Annotated in this window: 19 protein-coding genes and 2 riboswitches; of the genes, 4 read left to right on the top strand and 15 right to left on the bottom strand. The window is 25.5% G+C overall.

All coding sequences use genetic code 11. From position 1 onward, the window contains the following. Positions 1 to 11 precede the first annotated feature (11 nt). Positions 12 to 2063: a cell division protein FtsA gene (locus tag EGD97_RS00480; RefSeq protein ID WP_078681083.1), complete on the bottom strand. Its 2052-nt coding sequence runs from the start codon at positions 2061 to 2063 to the stop codon at positions 12 to 14. A gap of 97 nt (positions 2064 to 2160) precedes the next feature. Then, positions 2161 to 4362, bottom strand: a complete 2202-nt coding sequence (locus EGD97_RS00475; RefSeq protein WP_228201949.1) for an ATP-dependent helicase — start codon at positions 4360 to 4362, stop codon at positions 2161 to 2163. A 161-nt stretch (positions 4363 to 4523) separates the two neighbouring features. Here EGD97_RS00475 and EGD97_RS00470 point away from each other — a divergent pair, with 161 nt between their 5' ends. Continuing rightward, positions 4524 to 6002: a nicotinate phosphoribosyltransferase gene (locus EGD97_RS00470; protein WP_127836332.1), complete on the top strand. Its 1479-nt coding sequence runs from the start codon at positions 4524 to 4526 to the stop codon at positions 6000 to 6002. 63 nt (positions 6003 to 6065) lie between these two features. Here EGD97_RS00470 and ndk read toward each other — a convergent pair whose 3' ends face one another. After that, positions 6066 to 6473, bottom strand: a complete 408-nt coding sequence (gene ndk / locus EGD97_RS00465; RefSeq protein ID WP_127836331.1) for a nucleoside-diphosphate kinase — start codon at positions 6471 to 6473, stop codon at positions 6066 to 6068. 120 nt (positions 6474 to 6593) lie between these two features. Next, positions 6594 to 6821: a hypothetical protein gene (locus EGD97_RS00460; RefSeq protein ID WP_127836330.1), complete on the bottom strand. Its 228-nt coding sequence runs from the start codon at positions 6819 to 6821 to the stop codon at positions 6594 to 6596. A gap of 526 nt (positions 6822 to 7347) precedes the next feature. Here EGD97_RS00460 and EGD97_RS00455 point away from each other — a divergent pair. Beyond that, a complete protein-coding gene (locus tag EGD97_RS00455) occupies positions 7348 to 8574 on the top strand; it encodes a 6-phosphofructokinase (RefSeq protein ID WP_127836329.1) in 1227 nt (408 codons plus the stop codon). Positions 8575 to 8588: 14 nt separating this feature from the next. Here the strand turns inward: EGD97_RS00455 and recX are convergent, their stop codons facing one another. Together recX and EGD97_RS00445 are read right to left on the bottom strand one after the other, a co-directional pair. Beyond that, a complete protein-coding gene (recX, locus tag EGD97_RS00450; protein ID WP_127836328.1) occupies positions 8589 to 9236 on the bottom strand; it encodes a recombination regulator RecX in 648 nt (215 codons plus the stop codon). Between the two features lie 24 nt (positions 9237 to 9260). Continuing rightward, entirely contained in the window at positions 9261 to 10490 is a 1230-nt protein-coding gene (locus EGD97_RS00445) for a M16 family metallopeptidase (RefSeq protein WP_127836441.1), read from the bottom strand. A gap of 348 nt (positions 10491 to 10838) precedes the next feature. Between EGD97_RS00445 and EGD97_RS00440 the strand changes: the two genes are divergently transcribed. Next, positions 10839 to 11330, top strand: a complete 492-nt coding sequence (locus EGD97_RS00440) for a QueT transporter family protein (RefSeq protein WP_127836327.1) — start codon at positions 10839 to 10841, stop codon at positions 11328 to 11330. A 306-nt stretch (positions 11331 to 11636) separates the two neighbouring features. On the opposite strand, the gene EGD97_RS00435 is transcribed toward EGD97_RS00440, so the two are convergent. Beyond that, a complete protein-coding gene (locus EGD97_RS00435) occupies positions 11637 to 13091 on the bottom strand; it encodes an NCS2 family permease (protein ID WP_228201948.1) in 1455 nt (484 codons plus the stop codon). Positions 13092 to 13319: 228 nt separating this feature from the next. Further along, positions 13320 to 13420: riboswitch (purine riboswitch) on the bottom strand. Positions 13421 to 13793: 373 nt separating this feature from the next. After that, positions 13794 to 13923: riboswitch (cyclic di-AMP (ydaO/yuaA leader) on the top strand. A gap of 3 nt (positions 13924 to 13926) precedes the next feature. On the opposite strand from EGD97_RS00435, the gene EGD97_RS00430 reads away from it, so the two are divergent. Then, complete coding sequence (locus tag EGD97_RS00430) at positions 13927 to 14703, top strand: cell wall hydrolase (protein WP_127836326.1); 777 nt, start codon at positions 13927 to 13929, stop codon at positions 14701 to 14703. A gap of 58 nt (positions 14704 to 14761) precedes the next feature. Here EGD97_RS00430 and EGD97_RS00425 read toward each other — a convergent pair whose 3' ends face one another. From EGD97_RS00425 to EGD97_RS00390, 8 genes are all read right to left on the bottom strand, one after another. Then, entirely contained in the window at positions 14762 to 16597 is a 1836-nt protein-coding gene (locus EGD97_RS00425; RefSeq protein ID WP_127836325.1) for an extracellular solute-binding protein, read from the bottom strand. Between the two features lie 3 nt (positions 16598 to 16600). Beyond that, positions 16601 to 17512, bottom strand: coding sequence for an ABC transporter permease (locus EGD97_RS00420; RefSeq protein ID WP_127836324.1), 912 nt, complete (start codon positions 17510 to 17512; stop codon positions 16601 to 16603). Then, positions 17509 to 18597: an ABC transporter ATP-binding protein gene (locus EGD97_RS00415; RefSeq protein WP_078681094.1), complete on the bottom strand. Its 1089-nt coding sequence runs from the start codon at positions 18595 to 18597 to the stop codon at positions 17509 to 17511. The genes EGD97_RS00420 and EGD97_RS00415 overlap by 4 nt, the downstream gene beginning before the upstream one ends. A 258-nt stretch (positions 18598 to 18855) precedes the next feature. Continuing rightward, positions 18856 to 19125, bottom strand: a complete 270-nt coding sequence (locus EGD97_RS00410) for a hypothetical protein (protein WP_078681095.1) — start codon at positions 19123 to 19125, stop codon at positions 18856 to 18858. Between the two features lie 222 nt (positions 19126 to 19347). Then, a complete protein-coding gene (locus EGD97_RS00405) occupies positions 19348 to 20214 on the bottom strand; it encodes a tRNA 2-thiocytidine biosynthesis TtcA family protein (protein ID WP_127836323.1) in 867 nt (288 codons plus the stop codon). 76 nt (positions 20215 to 20290) lie between these two features. After that, complete coding sequence (locus EGD97_RS00400; RefSeq protein ID WP_127836322.1) at positions 20291 to 22048, bottom strand: helicase-related protein; 1758 nt, start codon at positions 22046 to 22048, stop codon at positions 20291 to 20293. 146 nt (positions 22049 to 22194) lie between these two features. Beyond that, positions 22195 to 23373 (bottom strand): DegT/DnrJ/EryC1/StrS family aminotransferase, encoded by a 1179-nt coding sequence (locus EGD97_RS00395; RefSeq protein ID WP_078681098.1) that lies wholly within the window; start codon positions 23371 to 23373, stop codon positions 22195 to 22197. Positions 23374 to 23470: 97 nt separating this feature from the next. Beyond that, positions 23471 to 24592 carry a DegT/DnrJ/EryC1/StrS family aminotransferase gene (locus EGD97_RS00390; RefSeq protein WP_127836321.1) on the bottom strand — a complete coding sequence of 374 codons (1122 nt, stop codon included), beginning with the start codon at positions 24590 to 24592 and terminating at the stop codon, positions 23471 to 23473. Positions 24593 to 25140 lie beyond the last annotated feature (548 nt).

Genomic DNA, 25140 nt, shown 5'->3' with positions numbered 1-25140 from the left:
ACTCTCCTTTTTTATTCCCAATATATATTGATTTCATCCCCTTGCGAAAGTGTATCATAATAACCTGCTTTTTTACCATTTAAAAGAAGTACTAAGTTTCCTTTTGGCACAGTAAGATCAAAATCTATAAAATCAAATATATCTATAAATATATATTTTTCTTTACCTTTTAAATATGTCTTTTCTCCATTTACTAACACATATATAGTATTATTAGTTACATTTTCATTGTTATAATAATCATTGTTAATATCCTTTTTAGCATATTCTAATTTTTTTTCATAATCATGCTCAAATTCATTTTTAATTTCATTTTCAAATGTTATTATTTTTTTATAAATTCTATCTCCTTCTTTTATAACATAGCTTTCTTCAATTTCTTTTCCGTTTAAATAGTAAATACATTCTTTTTCATTTTCTATTTCATCTTTATATTCTTTTATTGTTTTTGGGAAAATTATTTTTACTTCATCTTTATCATTGATTCTAGCATCAAAATTTACTTTTTTACCATTTATATAGATTAATGGCTCTATATAAGTTAATTTATCATTCATATAAAAGCTTATTGTATTATAGCTATTTATAAAATCTAAAACTTTAGGCGAAGCATCTATGCCATTTTTTGCAAAAATAATTTCTATATTATCTCCTTCTTGTATTTCTGTATCTATACTGCATATTTTGCCATTTACTTTTATTACAGCATTAGTCCCTAAAGTACCAAAAGCAATTCTGCTTACTCCATTTAAATTAAATCTGACATTTTTCCCATTCTTACCTATTAAAACTTTAGGGTTTATCCCAGCTTGTATTAAAGCATCACTTACATTATTTTTATGAGTGTTAAATAAGCTTATTGTATTTCCATTTAATAAAACATCAATAAAATTATTTCCAGCTTTCATCATAGCAGTAAGTGCTATACCAAGAACAGTTACTCCTATACTCCCTAAACTGTTATCTTTACATACACATTGTGTAACTGCTTCTCTTCCTTTTATTGCTATTCTTTGAGGAGGTAAATTAAGTATTTCTGCTAATGTCTCTATAAGAGTTGGTGTATGAGCCCCTCCTCCTACTAAAAATACAGCATTAGGAGCTTTACCTCCATTTAACTCTATTATTTTTTGCCCTATTTCTTCACACATTTTTCTAACTGCTGGTTTTATTATATTTATCACTTCATTACTTTTAATTTCGTTATTTAATCCAAGTACATCTTTATATGTAATTGTATCTTTTGTGTAACATTCTTTTTTAATTTTCTCAGCAGTATTAAAATCAACAAGAATATTTTGTGCAATAATTTCTGTAATTTCATCTCCTGCAGTAGATACCATTCCATACGCACTTATAGTATTTTTACTGCTTATAGCTATATCTGATGTTCCTGCGCCAATATCTACTAAAGCTAAATTTAAAAGTCTGATGCTTTGAGGTATAGCAGCTTCTATTGCTGCTATTGGTTCTAAAGTCAAATTTATAACATTAAGTGATGCCTTTTCCATAACAGAATATAAACTTTCTATAACAGAACGTGGAAGAAAAGTAGCTATAACTTCTACACTTATATTTTCTCCTTTATGTGATAATAAATTAGTAATAACGTAATCATTTAAATAATAATTCTTAACGCTATAACCTACACAATAAAGTTTACCTTCAGTCAGCTTATTTATTTCATTTTCTGCATTTTTAACCGCTGTAAGTTCTAAGCTTCTTATTATATCTTTATCTATTTCTCTTTCATAACTAAGCTTTATATTGCCTCTTGCTGTAGTTGTTTTTAAAAATCTTCCTGCTGCAGCAATTGCTACATCAGTCAAAGTAAAACCAAGTTTATTTTCTAAATCAGATTTTATATATTTTACTTCTTCTGCAACTATATTAATATCATGTATCTGTCCATCCATCATAGCTCTTTCTTTATGTTCTATATAACTTTCATGAATAACATAAAATTTTTTATCTTTTGCTATACCTACAGTTCCTATTATAGAACGAGTTCCTATATCTAAAGCAAATATTATATCTTTAGAATTTATATTTGTAAATTCCATAATTCTTCCCTCTTAAATATTAATAATTTAAAAGCCCATATTCAAAGAACATGAGCATAGAATAACTTTAATAAAATTATATACCAATATTTATCTTTTATCTACATTTTTTTATTATACCTTTATTATGAAGCACTATTATGTCGAATTTTCTCTGAACATTATTTTCAAATTCAAGCTCTATAATATTTTTATCTATAGACTTAATTTTTGCCTTTCCAAAGCTATTATGATAAACCTTATCTCCTACATCATATATTTCATGCAAATGTTCAAAAGTATTTATATTACACTCTTTTATAAATCTTGAAGGTTCTTTAGACTTTCCTCTTATTTTTCGTGGGACACATATAAAAAGATTATCTATAGCTCGTGTCATAGCTACATACATAATTCTTCTTTCTTCTTCTATTATATTAGAAGAAATAGCATTTTTATGCGGGAAAACTTCTTCTATACAATCTATTATAAAAACATTTTTAAATTCCATACCTTTAACACCATGTATAGTACTTAAAATTACATAATCTTCATTATCATCTGTATTCATACTTTTATTTACTTCTCTATCAACATTTTCAATATGCTCTAAAAAATCTTTTATATTGGTAAACCCTTCTGCAGATTTTTTAAATTCATCTAAAATTTCTTCAAGTTCTAATATATTTATTTTAAATTTTAAACTGTAATCTTTTATATAATCATAGTAACCCAAATCACTTATTATAAAACTTATTGCACTTTGCAAAGTCATTCTATTTAAACTATATATATCTTTTTTTAATTTATCTATATTTTTAATTTGAAAAATAGGAATGTCTTTAATATTTTTTATAAATTCAAAACAATCTTCTTTCAAATAAGTCATTTTAATGCTATCTAGATTACTTTTACTTACATATCTAAAAGGTTTATTTATAATTCTTATAAAACTTTCTACATCATCACCAAAAATACTCAATTTAAGATATGAAATCAAATCTTTACATATAAAATGTTCAAAAAAATTATATTTTTTATCTAATAATCTAAATGGTATTTTCTTTCTTATAAAAGCATCTATTAAACTTCTACTTTCTATATTTGTCCTATATAGTATAGCAAAATCTTTATATTTATAATTACTTAAATTTTTAAATTTTAAAATTTGTAATGCTATATCTGAGCTTTGAGAATTTTCATCCTGATAATTTAATATATCTACAATCTTTTTTTCTTTTTTCCATGGTATCATATTTTTATCATTTCTTATAACATTATTTTTTATTAAATTTTTTGATACATTTACTATATTTTCAGCACTTCTATAATTAGTTGAAAGAAAAATTTTTCTCCCATTATAAAAATTTTTATCAAAATCAACCATATATTCTGGTTTTGATCCTCTAAATGAATATATGCTTTGATCCTCATCACCAACACCAAAGATAGAATTATATTTATTTAACAATTTTATAAGTTCAATTTGAATATTATCACAATCTTGAAATTCATCTATAAGCATATATTTAATACTTTTTCTATAAAATTCTAAAATATTACGTTCTTTTAAAAACAATTCTCTGCATTTAATCTGAATATCATCAAAATCTAATAAATTTTTTTCTTTTTTATATTTTTCATAAAACTTATAAATCTCAGTAAATACTTCTGTTTTTATATTTATATTAAAACTATCTATAGTTAAAAGATTGCTTTTAATCAAAGAAATGTAATTTTTAATTTCCGCAACTTTTTCTTCACTAGTTTCTCCTAAATATTTTATTAATAATTTAGATATTAATTTATAACTCTCTGAATTTTCTATTATATTTACTTTACCATAATATTTTATTAAAATTTTATAAAACAATCCATGAAATGTTCCAAAAAAAGGTATAGATTTGCCTTTATAAAGCTTTATAAATCTTTTTTTCATATTAATTGCCGCAGCTTTAGTAAAAGTTATTACTATTATGTTTTGGGGATTTACTCTTTTTTGACACAAAATATGTTTAATACGTTTTTTTTCTATATCACTAATTAAATCTCCATTTAAATATTTTTCTAGAAGTTTTATATCTTTTACATTTATATTTTCTGGAAAGTATTTACTTTTATATATATTACCATATTTTACTAAATAAAACACTTTATTAATTAAAACAGTAGTTTTACCTGAACCAGGACAGGCTAAAACTAAAGTATTTCTATTATTGCTTAGTACTGCTTCTCTTTGTTCTTTATCTAAATGTTTAAATTCTTTTTCTATTATTTGATCTCTAATAGTAAAATATTTACTTTTTAATTCTAAATCCATAATAAAAAATCACCTTATTTATTTTATATTTTAAATTGTTGACACAAAAATAAACTTTACTCATTTTTTGAATTGTATATTTTAAAAATCTATTGTAATAATTACTTTAGAGGATTAAAATAAATATATCTATATATAAATTACTTATAGGAGAGAATATCATGGAATATATAAAAAATTTTAACATAAGAAACGAAAGAAATCTAACTATGCTTGTTGATTTTTATGAATTAACAATGGCAAACGGATACCTTGATAATAATGTAGGAAATAAAATTGCCTACTTTGATATGTTTTTTAGGAAAGTCCCCGATGGTGGTGGATACTGTATAATGGCTGGAGTTCAACAGCTTATAGAATATTTATCCAATTTAAAATTTACTAAAGATGATATAGATTATTTAAAAAGTAAAAATATTTTTTCAGAAAAATTTCTTGACTATTTAAAAGATTTTAAATTTAGTTGTGATGTTTGGGCAGTGCCAGAAGGAAATCCTGTTTTTCCAAATGAACCATTAGTTATTGTAAGAGGTCCTGTTATTGAAGCTCAATTTGTAGAAACAATGATTCTTTTAACTATAAATCATCAGACTCTTATAGCAACAAAAGCTAATAGAATATGTAAAGCTGCGCAAGGACGACCTGTTATGGAATTTGGTTCTAGACGTGCTCAAGGTTATGATGGTGCTATATATGGGGCTCGTGCTTCTATAATTGGAGGATGTTCTTCTTCTGCCTGCACTATAGCTGAAGAAATGTTCGGAATTCCTGCATCTGGTACTATGGCTCATAGCTGGGTTCAACTTTTCCCTACAGAATATGATGCATTTGTTGCTTGGGCAAAAACTTATCCTGATAATTGTACTCTTCTTATAGATACTTACAATGTATTAAAATCAGGTCTTAAAAATGCTATAAAAGTATTTGATGAAGTATTAAAGCCTCTAGGATTCAGACCAAAAGGAGTTAGAATAGACAGTGGAGATATAACATATTTAACTAAAAAATGTAGAGAAATACTCGATAATGCAGGGTATGAAGATTGCCAAATAATTATTTCTAATTCTCTTGATGAATTTATAATAAGAGACGTATTAACTCAAGGCGCTAAAGTAGATGCTTTTGGTGTTGGTGAAAGGCTTATTACAGCTAAGTCAGAACCTGTATTTGGAGGAGTTTATAAACTTTCTGCAATAGAAGAAGATGGGAAAATAATACCTAAAATAAAAATAAGTGAAAATGAAGAAAAAATAACAAACCCAGGATTTAAAAAAATATATCGAATATTTGAAAAAAATACTAATAAGGCTATAGCAGATTTAATAACTCTTCACGATGAAATTATAGATGAAAGTAAACCTCTTGAAATATTTGACCCTGTTTATACATGGAAAAGGAAAAAAGTTAAAAATTACTATGTAAAAGAGTTGCTTGTAAAAATTTTTGATAAAGGCGTTCCTATATATGAAAGTCCTAGCGTAATGGAAATAAAAGAATATGCTAAACAAGAAACAGAAAAGCTTTGGTCGGAAGTTTTAAGAATTGAAAATCCACATAGTTATTATGTTGATTTATCTACAAACCTTTGGAAATTAAAACAAAGCTTGCTACACCAATATACAGATGAATATGAAGAATAAATAATATATAACTTAAATTTAATACCCATAAACTTATTAAAATAAAGATGGCAGAAGCCATCTTTATTTTAATTCAGGAAACCATATTTTTATTTCTCTATCTGCGTTTTTTAAATTATCAGAAGCATGCACAAGATTTCTAGTTTTATCAGACGAAAACCTGCCTCTTATGCTTCCCATATCTACATTTAAAGGATCTTTATTCCCATTTATTTTTCTAACAATTTCTATTACGTTATCACCTTCAATTACAATAGCACATAATTTTTCTTCTGTTATATAATTTATTAAATCATTGAAATATGGTCTTTCTTTATGCTCTTCATAATGTTTTTCTGCAATTTCTCTGTTTGCTTTTATCATTTTTAACGCTATAATATTTAAATTTTTTCTCTCATAAAAACTTATTATTTCGCCAATAAGCTTTCTTTTAACCCCATCAGGTTTAATAAGCACAAGTGTTTTTTCCATTTTTCCTCCTAAATACATAATATTGTTAAATAATATTATTGATATTTTGGCACAAATATTAATAAATATTCACTTAATTATTAATATTTTTAAATATACATATTTTTAATGATATAAATTTTAAATATATTCTCTTTCTTCCATATAATAATCATCTATTTCTTTTATATTTAGTCCATGTTCACCAAAAAAGTCATATTCATATAACTCTTTAAGTTTAGTAACTTTATTTTTTGTTAAAGTTTTAAATGGACATATACCTTCATTTTCTTCCCAATTATAAAATACGCAGTCATTAAAGCATTCAACTTCATTCTCCCCACTGCTTAAAAAATAACATGCTGACATATAATCTACCCCCAAAATAGTTAAACTTTTATTCCATTATAATGTAAACAATATCAAATTTGAAGAGTTTTTTTAATTTTTTACTATTTATTAACATTCTACCTATTGAAAATTTATAAAAATATTTATAAGTAACACTTTTTAATTTTTATTCATATAATACTAATATATAGCAGTTATTTAAGAATTTATCTAAAATAAACTATATAGATTATTGTTTATATATTCCTCCCCACTTATATTATACACCCTTATTAAAAGCAAATATCTGATGGTTTAATCAATTGGTTTAATCAATTAAAATTTACCATCAGATATTTGCTTTTATCATTAATTTACAATATAATTTAAAATCTTTTTTAATTATATTGTAAATTCTGAATACTTTAATTCACAGCACTTTATATTGCATAAGTAAATATAATATATTACAATCAATAAGGAGATTATATTGTTATTACTTTGGTATTATTTTATTTTTATTATATGACTACTATATATTTTCTTAAAATTAGGAGGTAAAATTATGGCTAATTGTTTAGTCGCTCAATCTGGAGGTCCTACAGCAGTTATAAATGCTTCTTTTATTGGAGTTTTAGATGAAGCTTTAGAAAATAAAGTTTTTGATAATGTTTATGCTGGCATAAATGGAATTGAAGGTATATTACAGAATAAATTAATTAATTTATCTCAAATTCCTTATAGTAAATTAAAAAATTTAAAATACACCCCTTCTTCAGCATTAGGTTCCTGTAGGTATAAAATGAAAAATTACAATGAAGATAATTCTGAATATGAAAAATTATTCAACATTTTAAAAGAACATAATATAAAAGCTTTTTTTTATATAGGCGGCAATGATTCTATGGATACCGTCCGTACTCTTTCTGAATACACAAAACTTCATAATATAGATGTTTTAGTATTAGGAATACCTAAAACTATAGATAATGATTTGATGGAAACAGATCATAGTCCTGGATTTGGAAGTGCCTGCAAGTTTATAGCTACAAGTATACTTGAAAGTTATTTAGATTCTTCTGTATATACAAATAATGGTATATTTATAGTGGAAACTATGGGAAGAGATACAGGGTGGCTTACTGCAAGTGCTGCTCTTGCTAAAATAGACGGTAAAGAAGTAGTAGATTTTATTTATCTTCCTGAAACACCTTTTATTGAAGAAAAATTTTTAGATGAAGTAAACGAAAAGTTTAAAGAGCAAAATCAAGTTTATATAGCAGCTTCAGAAGGACTAAAAAATGAAAATGGTGAATTTTTAAGTATAAATATAAATAATATAAGTAAATTTCATGATAAATTTGGCCATGCTCAATTAGGTGGTGTATGTAATATATTAAAATCACTTATTATACAAAATGGTATAAGTTCAAGAGTTAAAACTCTTGAACTTGGAGTCAGTCAACGTGCAGCAATGCATTGTTCATCATTAACTGATATAGAAGAAGCCTATAGAGTAGGAAGAGATGCTGTAAAATATGCTCTACAAGGTAAAAGTGGATATATGGTTGCAATAAAAAGAATTAATAACTTACCTTATAGCATTGAAACTACTTTAGCAGAAGCTTCAAAAGTAGCAAATCGTATAAAATATTTCCCTAATAATTGGATAAATAAAGATGGAAACTTTGTTACGTCAGATGCTGTAGAATATATGACTCCTCTTATACAAGGTGCTCCTCCAATACCTACAGAAAATGGTCTTCCCTTATATACAATATTAAGAAGATAGAAATTTCTATCTTCTTAATATTCTTCAAAATCTTTAGTTACAACTACTTTATTTAATATTTGTTTAGTTTCTTCAAAAGTATACCCTTTTCTTAAAAGAAAATCTCCTAATTTTTTATATATTTTTTTATTATCTTTTTCAGTTTTAATTAATATTGTATATTTCTTTTTAGCTAATTTTAGGGCATTGTCTATCTCTAAAGACGTATCTATATCATTAATTTTATTTTCTATAATTTCTTCACTTATTCCTTTTTTTAAAAGAGAGTATCTTATTTTGTTTTTTCCTTCAGTTTTAATCTTATCTTTTATGTACATTTCTACATAATTTTCATCATTTAAAAAACTATAATTTATTAAAAAATTAATAACTTTATCTATAGTTTTATCATCATATCCTTTTAATTTTAATTTATCTATCATTTCTTTTTCAGTTTTATAACTTTTTTCTACTATCTTTAATGCAGTTTCTTTACATTTTAAATAATTATCTTCATCTACTATTTGTAGTAATTTTTCAGAGTCAATAACTTTATTTTCTTTTAGACCATAAGTAAAAACAAGTTCAGTACTACAAGCAAACGCAAAATCCTTATCTATAAATATATTTACTCTATTTTTATTTCTTTTTTGTATCTCAATTTTAGTTATTGTTTTTTCCATAAATTTTATTACTCCTTATAAAATTTACTTAGGCATTAAAATATGAATAGTTGGATTTTTAAATACTTTTTTAGCTACATCATAAATATCTTCTTTTTTTATAAATTCAAGAAATTTCATATCTTCTTCAAATTGATAAATGCTTTCATTTTCAAGACTTTGATGAAGACAGTAATTACTTAACTCCGTAGAATCTTCTAAGGTTGCACATACTGCAGTTTTTAAAACCTTTTTCATAAGAAGTACTGTATCTTCGTTAAAATCTATCTCCTTATTAATAATTTTATTAATACAATTTTCAATAGTTAACATAGCTGAATTTATATTTTGAATTTCAACAGCAGTATAAATATATAAAATTTTAACAAAATTAGTCATATCAACATGTGAATAAACATCATAAGCTAGTCCTTTTTCTTCTCTAAGTTCTCTAAATAATATAGAATTTGGACTTTCTCCAAGTTTATGGTTTAAAATTTTAAGTGCTAATTCTTCTTTTTTATTAAGTCCATGAAAAGTATATGCGTATATTATAGTACATTGTTCAATATCAGATTTATAAGTTATATTTTTAGTTGGTTTATTATTTTCAATTATAATAGGTTCTTCCTTTAATTTTTTCGGTTTCCAGTTTTTAAAATACTTATTTATTAAATTTATTATTTCATCATGTTCATAAGATGAAACTATTGAAATAATAGAATTATTAGGGATATAATACGTATCATAAAATTCTAAAATTTGATCCCTTGTAAATTTTTTGACTGTTTTTTCTTCTCCTAATGTATCATATTTTAAAGGACTTTTATCAAAAGCTATCTCATGTATTTTATTAAAACTAAAATCTTCAATATCATCTTTGCTTGTTTTTATTTCAGCTAATATTACGCCTTTTTCTTTTTCTATTTCTTTTTCATCAAATACAGGATTTTGAACCATATCAGCTAAAATTTCAATTGAATCTTCTAATTCTTCATTTAATGCTGTTATACTATAAACTGTAGATGTATAATCTGTATAAGCATTATATTCTCCCCCTCTTTTTTCTAATGCTTCATTCAGTTCTTCATTATTTCTTTTTTTCGTTCCTTTAAAAAGCATATGCTCTATAAAATGCGAGAGCCCTCTATTTTTACCTTTTTCATATAAAGAACCAATCTTTATTCCTATATGAATTGAAGCTATTTGAGTATCTTTCTTTACGCTTATAATTTTTAACCCATTTTCTAGAATAGTAATTTTCCCGTCAAACATCCTTTTTTCCACACATATTCTCCTTCTATTTTTTTACTTTATAATATTATTATTGTACTGCAAAAGGTATATTTATTAGCAATTGACTAATATATTTATATAACACAAATTTTTAGTGTTATAAAATGTATGGTTAAAATTAATTTACTGTTTATTTCAATTTAATCATATTACACAATAATTATTATAATACAACATTTAAATATATTTGCAAATTTTTTATTAGCACTTAATTTTAAAGGTAATTTGACGAACTTATAAAAAAATGTTAGAATTAGTTGAAATAAAGCAAATTAAAGACAGTTCGAAACCATCCTGTCTATAAACAAAACTAAGGGGGAATGAAAAATGAAAATACCGACAAAAAAAATTGTTTTTGCTGCAGTAATAGGAGCAATTTATGCTGTACTCACAATTATTTTAAAACCTATAAGTTATGGACCTTTACAAATCCGAATATCTGAAGCTCTTACAGTGCTTCCATTTTTTTCGTCATTTTCAATATTAGGGCTTACTATAGGATGTTTCATAGCAAATATATTTGGAGATGTTGGGATGCTTGATATTATATTTGGTCCTATGGCAACACTATTAGCTGCCATATTAACTTATTTAATAGGTAAATTAAATTTTAAATTCAATAAATTTCTGGCACCTATTCCACCAATAGTAATAAATGGTATAGTTGTAGGGAAAATTTTAAATTACACTCAAAATTTTCCACTTATTCCTACTATACTTTGGGTTGGATTTGGTGAATTAATAGCTTGTTATATTATAGGCCTTCCATTAATGTCTTTAATAGAAAAGAATCCTAAATTAAAAAGTTATTTAACATAATAAAAAAGTCAGTTGAAATTTCAACTGACTTTTTATTATATACTTTTTTATAGACAATTTTTAAACAGCTAATAACTAATATTTTATTTTAAATATCATAATTTTAAATTTTTTAAAATTTAATAATATCCATAGTACAATAATAATCTAGCTTCATTAAAGCAAGTCTTGAATCCATAGTGTTGCTCTTTTACCTACTGTCGTTAATTGAGCTGGTTGAAGATGTGTAAACCCTATATTTTTCACATTATTATTTTACTATATTACTTATATTTAAATTTTAATTAATAACTTATATACTAAACTTTAAACATTAAATATAAATTTAAATATAAATAATCCTGCAAATATATACATTATAGGATGTATTTCCTTAGCTTTCCCTCTAACTAATTTAACAATTGTATAAAATATAAATCCAAAAGCTATTCCATTAGCTATACTATAAGTAAATGGCATCATTACAATTGTTAAAAAAGCTGGTAATGCTTCTTCAAAATCTTCAAAATTTATATTCATTATAGAACTTATCATAAGCACCCCCACTATTATAAGTGCTGGAGCAGTAGCTGCACTAGGCACTATACCTACTATAGGTGATATAAATAATGCTAAAAAGAAACATATTGCAGTTACTAAAGAAGTTAATCCCGTTCTTCCGCCTTCACTTATACCAGCTGCACTTTCTACATAAGTTGTTACATTACTTGTTCCAAGTAATGCTCCTATAGAAGTTGCTGTTGCATCTGCAAATAGAGCCTTATCTATTTTTCTTGGGAACATTCCTTTCTTTGGAATATCATTTTTTTCATCAAACATTCCAGTTTTAGCTCCTGTTCCTATAAATGTACCTATGCTATCAAAAGTATCAACCAAGCTAAAAGAAATAATAATTGTAATAGCAGTTAAAAATCCTGTTTTGGCTGTAAAAAGTTCAGTAAAACTCAATTTAAATAAAGTGGGTGATAAACTTGGAGGTAGTGAAAATACATTAAAAGAAGCTGGCAAAATTATATTAAGGTTAACATTAAAAAACACTTGAGCAATAACACCTGAAACTGTAGTTATTAAAATACCTAATAAAATTGCTCCTTTAACTTTATTTACCATTAAAATAACGGTTATAATTAATCCAAAAATAGCAAGTAATGTAGTAGGATTTTTAACATCTCCAAATGCTACTAATGTAGCAGGATCTGATACAACTATTCCCGCTTCTTTAAAGCCTATAATTGATATAAATAAGCCAATACCAGCACCTATAGCATTTTTAAGGGACTCTGGAATAGCGTTAACTATAGAAATTCTTATTTTTGTAACAGTTATAAAAATATTTATAATACCACAAATAAATACTGCTGCTAAAGCTGCTCTCCAAGAATATCCTGCAGTTCCTACTACATAAAAAGTGAAAAAAGCATTCATTCCCATGCCAGCAGCTTGTGCAAATGGTACATTAGCAACTAAAGCCATAATAAGAGTACCTATAATTGCAGATAAAATAGTTGCCACAAATACAGCTCCCATTATAGGATCATTTGATACATTAATGCCTGCTTCTTTAACTTTATCAAACATCAAACCTTGAGAATTCATTCCTGCTTGTCCTAATAGAGCAGGATTTACAAATATTATATAAGCCATTGTAATAAATGTAGTAATCCCTGCAATAATTTCAGTTTTAACAGTTGTATTATTTTCTTTTAGTTTGAAGAAATCTCTTTTAACATTATTTTTTTCTGAATTAGCGTAATTATTCACTCGTATTCCCCCTTAATATATTTATTTAAAGCAGGTTATATAAGTATTTCTTCCCCCTTTCATGTATATTTATACGAACTCCATATATCAAAATTATTAAATTGCTACTTTAATTGCCTAATATAAAAATAAAAACGCATGAAGTCTACTTTAGAGTGAATTCATGCGTTTACTTTTTATCATGTATGATACAAGTAACATGTTTTTCTATTTAATATAAAATAGAAAAACAGCAAATTATTCACTCATAGCTAAGCAGTTAAGGCCGCTTCGTAGAAACTCCCGAACCAAATTATCAGGATTATATGAGTTCGTATTAAATTACATATCATATAATATCACAGCTTTTAAGTTATGTAAATATAAAATGCGAATATTTTTAATGAAATTTAATAGAATATTCGATTTTATATTTTTATTCTACATACTTAGTTTAATTGCTGAATTAATTTATTATTAAATTTTACTTGTAAATATTCAACTTCAAATTTTAATATCATAATTTAGTAAAATAATAATTATCTTTACTTATATAAAAAATATTTACTGATTAAATTATTATTTTACTAGACTAATAATAAATTTTCATATTAAATATCTACAATATATACAATTATTTGCAATTGAAATACTTGTACCATAACATACCTAGATTACCATATATTTTGTATAGATATATCCTAAAATCTTTGTTAAAATAACACATGAAATAAGCCGAATCTCCAAACGGAGTACGGGGGATGCCATTCTATTGGGGTGAATCTCTTTAATGAGTAGGGTACCTCTTACCCAAACCCGTCAACTAACCTCGGAGGCAAAGGAGGAGATATATACTATGATTAAATTAAATAAGTTTAAAACAACATTATTAGCAGTTTCTTTAGCAGTTCTTTCAACTAATTCTGCTAAAGCAGCAAACTATAAAGTTGTCCAAGGTGATTCTCTTTATACTATATCAAAAACATTTAATACTAATACTAATACATTAAAAAATACTAATAACTTGAAAAGTGACATTATTTATCCTGGACAAGTATTAGATGTCCCTGCTAAAACTTATACTGTAAAAAGTGGCGATTCTCTTTATTTGATATCTAAAAAATATCAAATATCACTTGATTTATTGAGAAAAGCAAATAATTATTGGAAAGATACCATATATGTTGGACAAACATTGCTTATACCAGAAGTTTCTGTTTCTGCAGTTTCTACACCTTCAAACATTTCTAAATCTGTTATATCTTATACAGAAAGTGATTTAGATCTTTTAGCTAGATTAATAACTGCAGAAGCTCAAGGAGAGCCATATAAAGCACAAGTTGCTGTAGGAGCAGTAGTTATTAATAGAGTACAAAGTGCTAATTGGCCAAATACAATAAAAGAAGTTATTTATCAAAAATCAAATGGATATTACCAATTTACACCAGTATTAAACGGCTGGATTAATAAACCTGCTTCTAGTACAGCAAGACAAGCTGCTTTGGAAGCTTTAAAAGGTTCAGATCCAACAAACGGAGCAGAATTTTATTTTGATAATAGTACTACAAATGCTTGGCTTTGGTCCAAGCCTATATCTCTTAAAGTAGGTAATATGATATTTGCATTAAAATAAAAAATAATAAAATGAGCACAAAGTTAACTTTGTGCTCATTTTATTATTTTTTATTTTTTTATTGTTTTACTTCAGACCAAATATCATCGTAAAGTTTTATTTTATCTCCTATATCTTTTAAATGTTCCCCTCTTTTTAGTTCTTCATTAGGAGGATAAATACCTTCATCCTTCATTATTTCTTCATCTATAAGAGGATATGCTGCTACATTTGGATTCCCATAAGGGAAAGCCTTAGATATTTCAGCACTTATTTCTGGTTCCATAATAAAATTCATAAATAGTTCCGCCGCTTTAATGTTTTTTGCACCTTTGGGAATAACAAAATTATCTTGCTGGAGGAATAATCCTTCTTTAGGTATTATCATTTTTACATTTTTATTTTCTCTTTTAGCTAGGCTTCCTTCTGCACCCCAAGCAAAAATAATTTTAGCCTCTCTATTTATAAGCATAGTTTTAGGACTATCACTATCATAAGCCTTTACATTAGGCTGAAGTTTTTTTAGTTCTTCTTTAGCCTTTAAAAGAGCTGTTTCATCAGTTTCATTCATAGAATAGCCAAGTTTTTTAAGAGTCATACCTATTATTACTCTTTCATCATCTAGTAATACAATAGAATTTTTAAACTCATCTTTCCAAAGGTCTTTATAAGAAGTAATTTCCCCATCAGGTACTTTTGAACTATCTACAGCAATTATACCAGCAAGCCACATATAAGGTACACTATATTTATTATAAGGATCGAAATCTAAATTCATAAATTGTTCTCCCATATTTTTTAAATTGGGAAGATTTTCTTTATTTAATTCTTCTAGCAAATTTTGTTTTTTCATAATTTCTACCATATAGTCACTAGCAACAGCTAAATCATATTGAGACCCTCCTGCCATAATCTTAGCAAGCATTTCTTCATTTGAAGAAAAAGTACTATAATTAACTTTTATATTATAAGTTTGCTCAAATTTATCAATTACTGATTGTGGAAGATATTCAGACCAGTTAAAAACATTTAAAACCTGTGTATTTTCTTTTGATTCTTTAGCTAATGCCCACATTCCACCGCTTGCTCCTACAATTAAAACTGCTATAGCTGTAAGAACTGCACCTATCTTTTTCATATTAATATTTATATTTTTCAATACTAAAGCAAAAATTACAATAGATAGGGTAAATACCATTATTATTGTAGATAATGCATTAATTTCTGGAGTTACTCCAAATTTAACCATAGAAAAAACCTTAAGAGGCAAAGTGGTACTATTAGGACCTGCTACAAAAAAACTTATAATCATATCATCTAATGATAAAGTAAAAGCCAAAAGTCCTCCTGCTATTACTCCAGGCATTATAATTGGGAGTGTAACTTTAAAAAATACTTTTGAAGGAGATGCTCCTAAGTCCATAGCTGCTTCCTCTAAAGATTTATCAAAACCATCTAACCTAGCTCGTACAACTGCAATTACATAAGATACACTAAATGTTACATGAGCTAATATTAAAGTTACTGTCCCCATAGGGATATCTATCATAGAAAAAAAAGCTAAAAGAGATATTCCTAAAACTATTTCTGGTATTACAAGAGGTATATATAGCATACTATCTATTATACTTTTACCCTTAAAATTATGCTTATACATACCTATAGCAGCTAAAGTTCCAAGCATAACTGATATTATTGTACTTACAATAGCAATTATTAAACTATTTTTAACAGCTTCTAATATTCCAGTATTATGAACTAAACTTTTATACCATTTTAATGTAAAACCATTCCAAACAGCATTAAATTTAGAGTTATTAAACGAAAATGCAATAAGTACTATAATTGGAATATAAAGAAACATATATATAATAAAGCCATAGATTTTACCAAATAATCCTTTTTTCTTTTTCACTTATTACATCACCCCCATTTTATTTTTCTCATTACTATTTCTAGTCCCCAAAATTATTGCCAGTACCATAATAGCAATTAATAAAACTGAAATAGCAGAACCTAAAGGCCAATTTCTTGCAGTTAAAAATTGATTCTTTATAAGGTTGCTCATAAGAACTACTTTACTTCCTCCCATTAAATCTGTTATAAAAAATAATCCAAGAGCTGGTACAAAAACTAACATAGAACCAGAAATTATCCCTCCTTTAGTTAAAGGAAGTACTATTTTAAAAAATATTTTTAATCTAGTAGCTCCTAAATCCGCACCTGCTTCTATAAATCTTTTATCAAGTTTTTCAATTGAAGCATATAAAGGAAGAACCATAAATGGAAACATCATATATGTCATTCCAATCATTACAGAAATATTATTATATAGTAGCTTTAAGGGTTGAGAAATAATATGAAATTTTATTAAATAAGAATTAATTATACCCTCACTTCTTAATAAAATAATCATAGAATAAGTTCTTATTAATGAATTAGTAAAAAACGGAAGAATTATTAGTAATAGCAATATAGGCTTATATCTTTTTTTTGCATTTGCAACTATATATGCAAATGGATATCCAAGAATTAAACAAATAAGTGTAGTAAAAACAGCTATAATTATTGAATTAAAAAATATTTTAATATAAAGTGGATTTAAAAGTTTAATATAATTACTTAAAGTAAATTTATAAATAATTTCTCCTGTTTCTCCTCTTGTACAAAAACTTACTATAATTATGAATATTAAAGGCACTACAAAAAAAGCAATCATCCAAACCAAAATAGGCAAAATTGTTGTAATACCACTTAAAAGATTTTTATGTGAAACTTTTTTAGTATCTACAGTTTTATTTATACTAATAGCTTTATTTTGTAAAATCATCCTTCCATCACCACCGATTCTTCAAGTTTCCAAGTTAAAAATACTAAATTATTATTTTTTATTAAATTATTTTTTTCACTTATAGGCTCATTTACTATTATTTCTTTACCATTACTTAATTCAATTATTGTTTTATATGAAATACCAGTATAAATTCTATCCTTTAATTTACCTTTAAGATAAACATCGTCTTCTTCTGGTACTGATTTAATTTTTATTCTTTCAGGCCTTAGAGCAACACAAATATCTTGTCCCATATATAAATTTTTATTTAATACTCTAACTGTATTTTCTTCTGAGCCAATCTGAAGAATCGCTTCATTAGATTTTATATCTTTAACTTTACCCTCTAAAATATTTGTATCTCCTATAAAATCTGCTACAAACCTTGTTATAGGTCTTTCATAAATTTCATCTGGAGTCCCAAGTTGTTCTATTACTCCTTCTTTCATAACTACAATTCTATCTGACATAGTAAGTGCTTCCTCTTGATCATGAGTAACAAATATAAAAGTTATCCCAAGCCTCTTCTGAAGATGCTTTAATTCAATTTGCATCGCTTTACGAAGTTTAAGATCGAGAGCTCCTAATGGTTCATCTAATAATAACACCTTAGGCCTATTAATAACCGCTCTTGCAATAGCCACACGCTGCATTTGTCCCCCACTTAATTGAGAAGGCATCCTTTTTTCATATCCATCAAGCTGAATCATATGAAGCATTTCAAAAACTCTTTCTTTAATTTCATCTTTATGAACTTTTTTCATTTTAAGTCCAAAAGCAATGTTATCGAAAATATTCATATGAGGGAAAAGTGCATAATTTTGAAAAACAGTATTAACACATCTTTCATGTGGTGATTTATTTGTTATATCTTCACCATCTATTATTATTTTCCCGTTTGTAGGCTGTTCAAAACCTGCTATCATACGCAGCGTAGTAGTTTTACCACAACCACTAGGACCTAAAAGAGTTAAAAACTCTCCCTTTTTTATGTTTAAAGATAAATCTTTAATTACTGGATTCTCTGATCCATCAAACTTTTTACAAACATTTGCTAATTGAATAAAAGCAACTTCTGTCACACCTTACCAACTCCTCTTATTTTTTCATGCAAATAAAAAAAACCTTCCACCGGTATTGTACCGGCATAGAAGATTTTATTAAATAATGATTATAATTATACAAATTTACTACATAATTATAACCAAAAAACAATATAACATATTAGTTTAAATTTTTAAATAGTTTTTTTAAATTTTTGTTAAAATTTTATTCATAAAATAATAGGATTTTTATGTGCAATTATACATAATCATTTTTGTATTTTAAAATCCCTATATTTATTTTTTCAAATCTATTTCTTCTATAACAAACTTATCAAAATCTATTTCTTCTATAAAATTATGTTGATTAAAAGTTGTTTTCCTTCTTTTATTATACTCGTCCATATTTATAGGAAGCCAATATGGCTTTGATATATCAAATTTATTACATAATTCATTTATGCATAATTTTAAATTATCTTGATATGTTCCATCTATATTAGAAATAACTACTTCATCTTTAATAATTTTATTATTTTTTATTATTTTACCCCAAATCTTTATCATCGCTACCTCCATATATCTTATAATGATACTACTTATTATAAGATATACGCTTATTTATATAAAGAGTTTATTTATTTTTTAATTTTTATTGATACTACTTCGCATTATATTATTAATATGACATAATAAAATTTTATTTACAACCCAAATTTTAATCTTTGGAATTTAATATATTAATTTTATATATTAATTTTATATATTATATTTTCAATTATTATTTTATTACTCTTTTTCATAAAATTCTAAATATAAATGCTTTTGACCATCTTTTTTAAATCCAAGTATTGCATCTAAGTTTACATTTTCAGCTGCTCTAAATATGGATTTATCAACATCTTTAAAATTTTTCTTTAAATTTTTAATAAGTTCTTTTATTTCATAACGTTTATTACCTATTTTTTTTGCTGCAACCATACATGCACAATTAAGAGGCCATATTCCATTATTTTGTGTAAATCTTTCAATATAAACCTCTTCTATATAATAAAGAGGCCTTATAAGTTCCATATTTTCAAAATTATCTGATTTAAGCTTTGGAAGCATAGTGCTGAAATTTCCAGTATAAAGTACATTTAAAAGTGTAGTTTCAATAACATCATTAAAATGATGTCCTAATGCAAGTTTATTACAACCAAGTTCTTGAGCTTTAGAATAAAGCGCTCCTCGTCTCATTTTTGCACACATATAACAAGGATAATCTTTAGCTATTTTATCTACAATATCAAATATACCAGAATTAAATATTTTAATAGGAATTTCTAAATGTTTGCAATTATCTATTAGAAGTTCTTTTACATTAGTATGATATCCTGGATCTGCAACTATAAATTCAAGTTCAAATTTAATTTTACTATGTCTATGCAAAAGCTGAAAAAGCTTAGCCATAAGCAAACTATCCTTGCCTCCAGAAATTGCAACAGCTACTTTATCTCCTTCTTCTAAAAGATTATAATCATTTATAGCTTTAATAAATTTTGACCATATATGTTTTCTATAAGTAGTAGTTATACTTCTTTCAATTACATCAAGGGGTTTTCTTTCTGTGAAAGGAACTAATATTTCACATCCTTCTCCTGCAATATTACTCATTTACAATCACCTCATTTTTACGAAAGATATTATATCATTTTTTGTTATTTTTGTCTTTTAAAAAATATAATATTGATTATATCATTTTTAATATCTCATTTATAGCATTGCTTACTTTTAATCTGGATTTATATACCCATTCTTCATCAAATTCTAAATTAAAAGCTTTTGAAAAAGAGTAGTATAAATTAATTATTTGATAAAAAATTTCATAATCATAAAGTCCATTTTTTAAAAGCTGAGGTTTAGATAAAAATTCTTTTTTAGAAACAAAAAGTTCATCTATAAAATTTAAAAAAGCATCCATTAAATCTTCATTAGCAACATCAAAAGGAATTTTTAAAAGGGTCCATTGTATTTTTTCATCGAGTTTGTAGCTTTTAATATTATCTAAAACAATTAAATATTCACTTATATCCATCTTTCTGTAAAAAGGAATTTTTTCTTTTTTAGTACTCCATAAAGCAAGTTTCTCTTTTAATGGTAAATTTTTTATTGTTAGTATTTCGTCACTTGGTCCAATTACTGCTTCTTTTATACATTTATCTTCATTTTCTAAATTTTCTTTTATAAAATCTGAATTATTCCCATAAGAAGCTACATAACCAATATCATATATTCCTTTTCTTCCAGCTCTTCCTGCAATTTGCTTTATTTCTTGAGAATTTAAAAATCTTACTTCATTTCCATCAAATTTTTTTATGTCCATAAAAATTATTCTTCTAATAGGTAAATTTACACCCATTCCTATAGCATCTGTTGTAATAAGTATAGGATTTTCTTTATTTATAAATTGCTCATATTGCTTTTTTCTAACTTCAGGTGGTAAATCCCCGTAAATTAAGCTTGATTTTATACCTAAATTTGAATAATAATATGCAAGTTCTAAAACCCTTTTTTTAGAAAATACTACAAGAGCATCACCTTCTTGTATATCCTTAGATGAAAAAGGTTTTTTTATCACTTCAAGAGGTATATCTCTTTTATATTCTTTTATTTCATATTCTTCTTTACAATCTTCTAATATTTCTATAAGTAATTTTTTAGTATTTAAAGCTCCACAAACATGAATCTCTTTACACCTTAACCCAAGCAAAGCTCTTGTCCATGCTGCTCCTCTTTGATCATCATCTATCATCTGAATTTCATCTATAATTCCAACTTCATATTCTTCATTTAAATTTAATTTTTCTATAGTACAAGATATATGGCTAGCTCCTTCTACATTAATTTCTTCTTCTCCTGTAATAAGATTGCATTTAATGCCTTCTTTATTTAATCTTTCATAATTTTCTAAAGCTAAAATTCTAAGTGGAGAAAGATATATACCTTTATTGGCAGTCTTTAATCTTTGAATTGCATTATAAGTCTTTCCTGTATTTGTTTCTCCAAGATGAAGATAAAACTTTCTTTTTATTCTTCTTGCACCTAAGTATTCATCTTTTGGATTTGAAGGAAATATTTTATCAAATTCTTTTAATGCTATACTTGGAATATGTTCACTTATAAGCACACTTATTATACCAGATTTTAAAAAACTATCATAATGTTTGCTAACTATTTCATCATAAGAAAAATTTGTTTTATTTTTCTTATTATAATCATCTATAAGTCTTATAGATATATATTCTAATATATCTAGATACCCTTGATACACACTTTTATAATCTTTAAAATTAAAATCTTCATACTCTTTAAGTTCTTTTAATTTTTTCCTTACAGAAGCTTCATGTTCCCAAAGAGATTTTGTTTTTGTATGATGAACTATTTCATTAATTTGAATTATCTGATTTTTAAGTTTTCTAAAATTTCTTTCAGCTGCCCCTTTTTTCATTTACCTGCCTCCATCATAAAATATATTAAAAATTTCCTTTATTTTATTTATTATTCCCCTATTTTATTGTCACTATTTCCATAATGGCATAATCATAAACTTAAAATAAAAAGAGCTAAAATGCTCTTTTTATTTTAAATATTATTTTAAAGTATTTTTTCTACACAATCTATTAATTCTTTTGCAACATATTCTGCATCTTCATATTTTAAAGTTGAGTAAAGTGGTAAAGTAATTTCGTTAGCATATTGCGCGTAAGCATTAGGATAATCTTCTAGTTTATAGCCTAAATTTTTATATAAACTAAACTTAGGAAGAGGCATAAAATGAACATTAGTTGCAATATCCTTCTCTGCCATCATGGATATTACATCATTCCTTTTTTCCTCACTAAAATTTTTAATCCTTAATGGATATAAGTGATAACAGGTTTCGCACTTTTCATCTTTATCAAAAGGCAGTATAGCCCATTCTTTCTCTTTTAAAATACTATTATATATATGATGTAGCTTTTTCCTTACTTCAAGCATTTCATCAAATCTTTTTAATTGTACAATTCCTATAGCAGCCATTATATCAGTCATATTTGATTTAAAACCATCAGTTACAATATCATATTTCCATGAACCAGCTTTCATCTTTGAAAGTGCATCTTTTGTCTGTCCATGTAAAGAAGTATATTTAAACTCTTTATATAAATCTTCTTTATCTTTAAAATTATTATTGTTATAAGTTATAGCTCCACCTTCAGCAGTTGTAAGATTTTTTACTGCATGAAAAGAAAATACATGGAAATCAAACTGTCCTCCAACTTTCTCTCCTTTATAAACAGCACCAAATGAATGAGCAGAATCTGATATAAGAATAATATCTTCTCTGTTTTTAGCCTTTATTACCTCTTTAATTAAATCATAGTCTACAGGCACTCCAGCAATATCAACAGTTATTATAGCCTTGGTTTTTGGAGTTATAGCATCATATATTTTTTGTTCATCTATAAGAAAACTATCTTTTTTTACGTCAACAAAAGTAGGTTTTATTCCTCTATGTAAAAGTACATTAGATGTAGCTGCAAAAGTATAAGGTGTAGTTATAACTTCATCATCTCCACCTATATTAAGAACTTTTAATATAAGTTCTAATCCTGCAGTATTGCTATTTAATGCAACAGCATGTTTTGTATTACAATATTTTGATAAATTTTGCTCAAATTCAGTATTTTTAGGTCCTGAAGTAATCCATCCTGATTTTAACACCTCAGTTACAGCATCAATTTCTTCTTGTGTTATGTCTGGTGGTGAAAAAGGTATCTTTCTATTAGCCATAATAGTCCTTCTTTCTTAATACAATTTTATAAATAATAATTTTTATATAAATAATTTTATTTTAAAAACACAAACTCATATGTAAATTTATTAATGTCTATTTTTTGTAAAATTTATTTATAGTTTCACAAACAAACTCAACTTCTTCTTTTGTGATTTCGGGATAAATAGGAAGTGCTATAATTTGTTTTGAAATTTTTTCAGCTATTGGAAAATCTCCTTCCTTATATCCTAAATATTGAAAACACTTTTGCATATGTAAAGGCATAGGATAATATATACTGTATCCTATTTCATTTTCTTTTAAATATTGTGCAAGTTCATCTCTTTTTTCTGCCAATATATTAAATACATAATAAACCTGTTTTTGATTTTTTGAAGATTTAGGCAGTCTTATATATTGACAATCTTTAAGTCTTTCTTTATATAAATTAGCTATTGCTTCTCTCTTTTTTATAGATTCATCTATATATTTTAACTTAACAGATAAAATAGCAGCTTGAATTGTATCTAATCTTGAATTATAGCCTATGTAATCATAATGATACTTTTTAGATGCTCCATGAACCCTTAAGCTTTTAACTTTTTTAGCTAAATCTTCGTCATTTGTAACTATCATTCCTCCGTCGCCATATCCTCCTAATGTCTTTGTTGGAAAGAAAGAATATACTCCAAAATCTCCTATAGTACCTGAATGTTTATACTCTTTCCCTTCTCCTTTAAACCTCATTCCAAATGCTTCTGCAGCATCTTCAAGTACTTTTAAATTATGTGTTTTTGCAATTTTCATTATTTTATCCATATCTGACATTTGATCAAACAAATGTATTGGTAGTATTCCTACTGTATTTTTATTTATTTTTTCTTCTATTTTATCAGCATTAATTTGAAAAGTATCTTCATCAATATCTACAAAAACTGGTTTTGCTCTATGCTTTGCTATACATGATGCAGAAGCTAAAAATGTAAATGGAGAAGTTATAACTTCTTTTCCATCTTTAAATCCAAGTGCATCAGAAGCAATTATAAGAGCATCAGTACCTGAAGCTACTCCAACAGCATATTTTGCTCCTGTATACTTTTCTATATCTTTTTCAAATTGTGCTACTTGTTCTCCAAGTATAAAATTTCCTTTTTCAATTACCTTTTGAATTGCAGTATCAAATTCTATTTTTTTTTCATTATATTCACGATTAGAATTATAAAAATTTACTTTCATGAATTAATCTCCTTTTATTTAATAAATTGTTTTTATTTATAAAAATATAAAAAAGCTTTATTAAAAAGCTTTTTTACATAAGACTATAATATCACTTATATTTAATTTTGTTAATATAATTTTGATATCTAATATGAAAACTATATTAACTATTATTTGAAGAAATAAATTTTTAACTTCAATGTCTCCTAATATTATAGGTACTTCTCGTATACTTATAGTATTTTCTCCAAAAATTTCAATATTAAATACTGATATAGCATAATAAAGTAACAGTTTTAGCAGAAAATATATTTTATAAACCACAATAAGCTGTAAATAAATTTCTATTACACAATAAGTAGTATATTTATTATTTATTTATTTCAAAATATAGTTATTAATTCTAATAAAAAATAGTTTTTGTGAGATAATCATGTTATATTTTCATAATTAGTGGAAGAAACTTTTAAAGTTAACTTGCTCAAATTATATTATTATTTTACTATACGGCTACATTAAACTTTTAGCTAATAATATATTAATATATTATTAGCTAAAAAAAAATC

The sequence above is a fragment of the Clostridium prolinivorans genome (genome assembly GCF_004011155.1).
GTDB lineage: Bacteria > Bacillota > Clostridia > Clostridiales > Clostridiaceae > Clostridium_AT > Clostridium_AT prolinivorans.
Note: the sequence above shows the minus strand (reverse complement) of the source record. Positions and strands in the feature narration are given on the sequence as shown.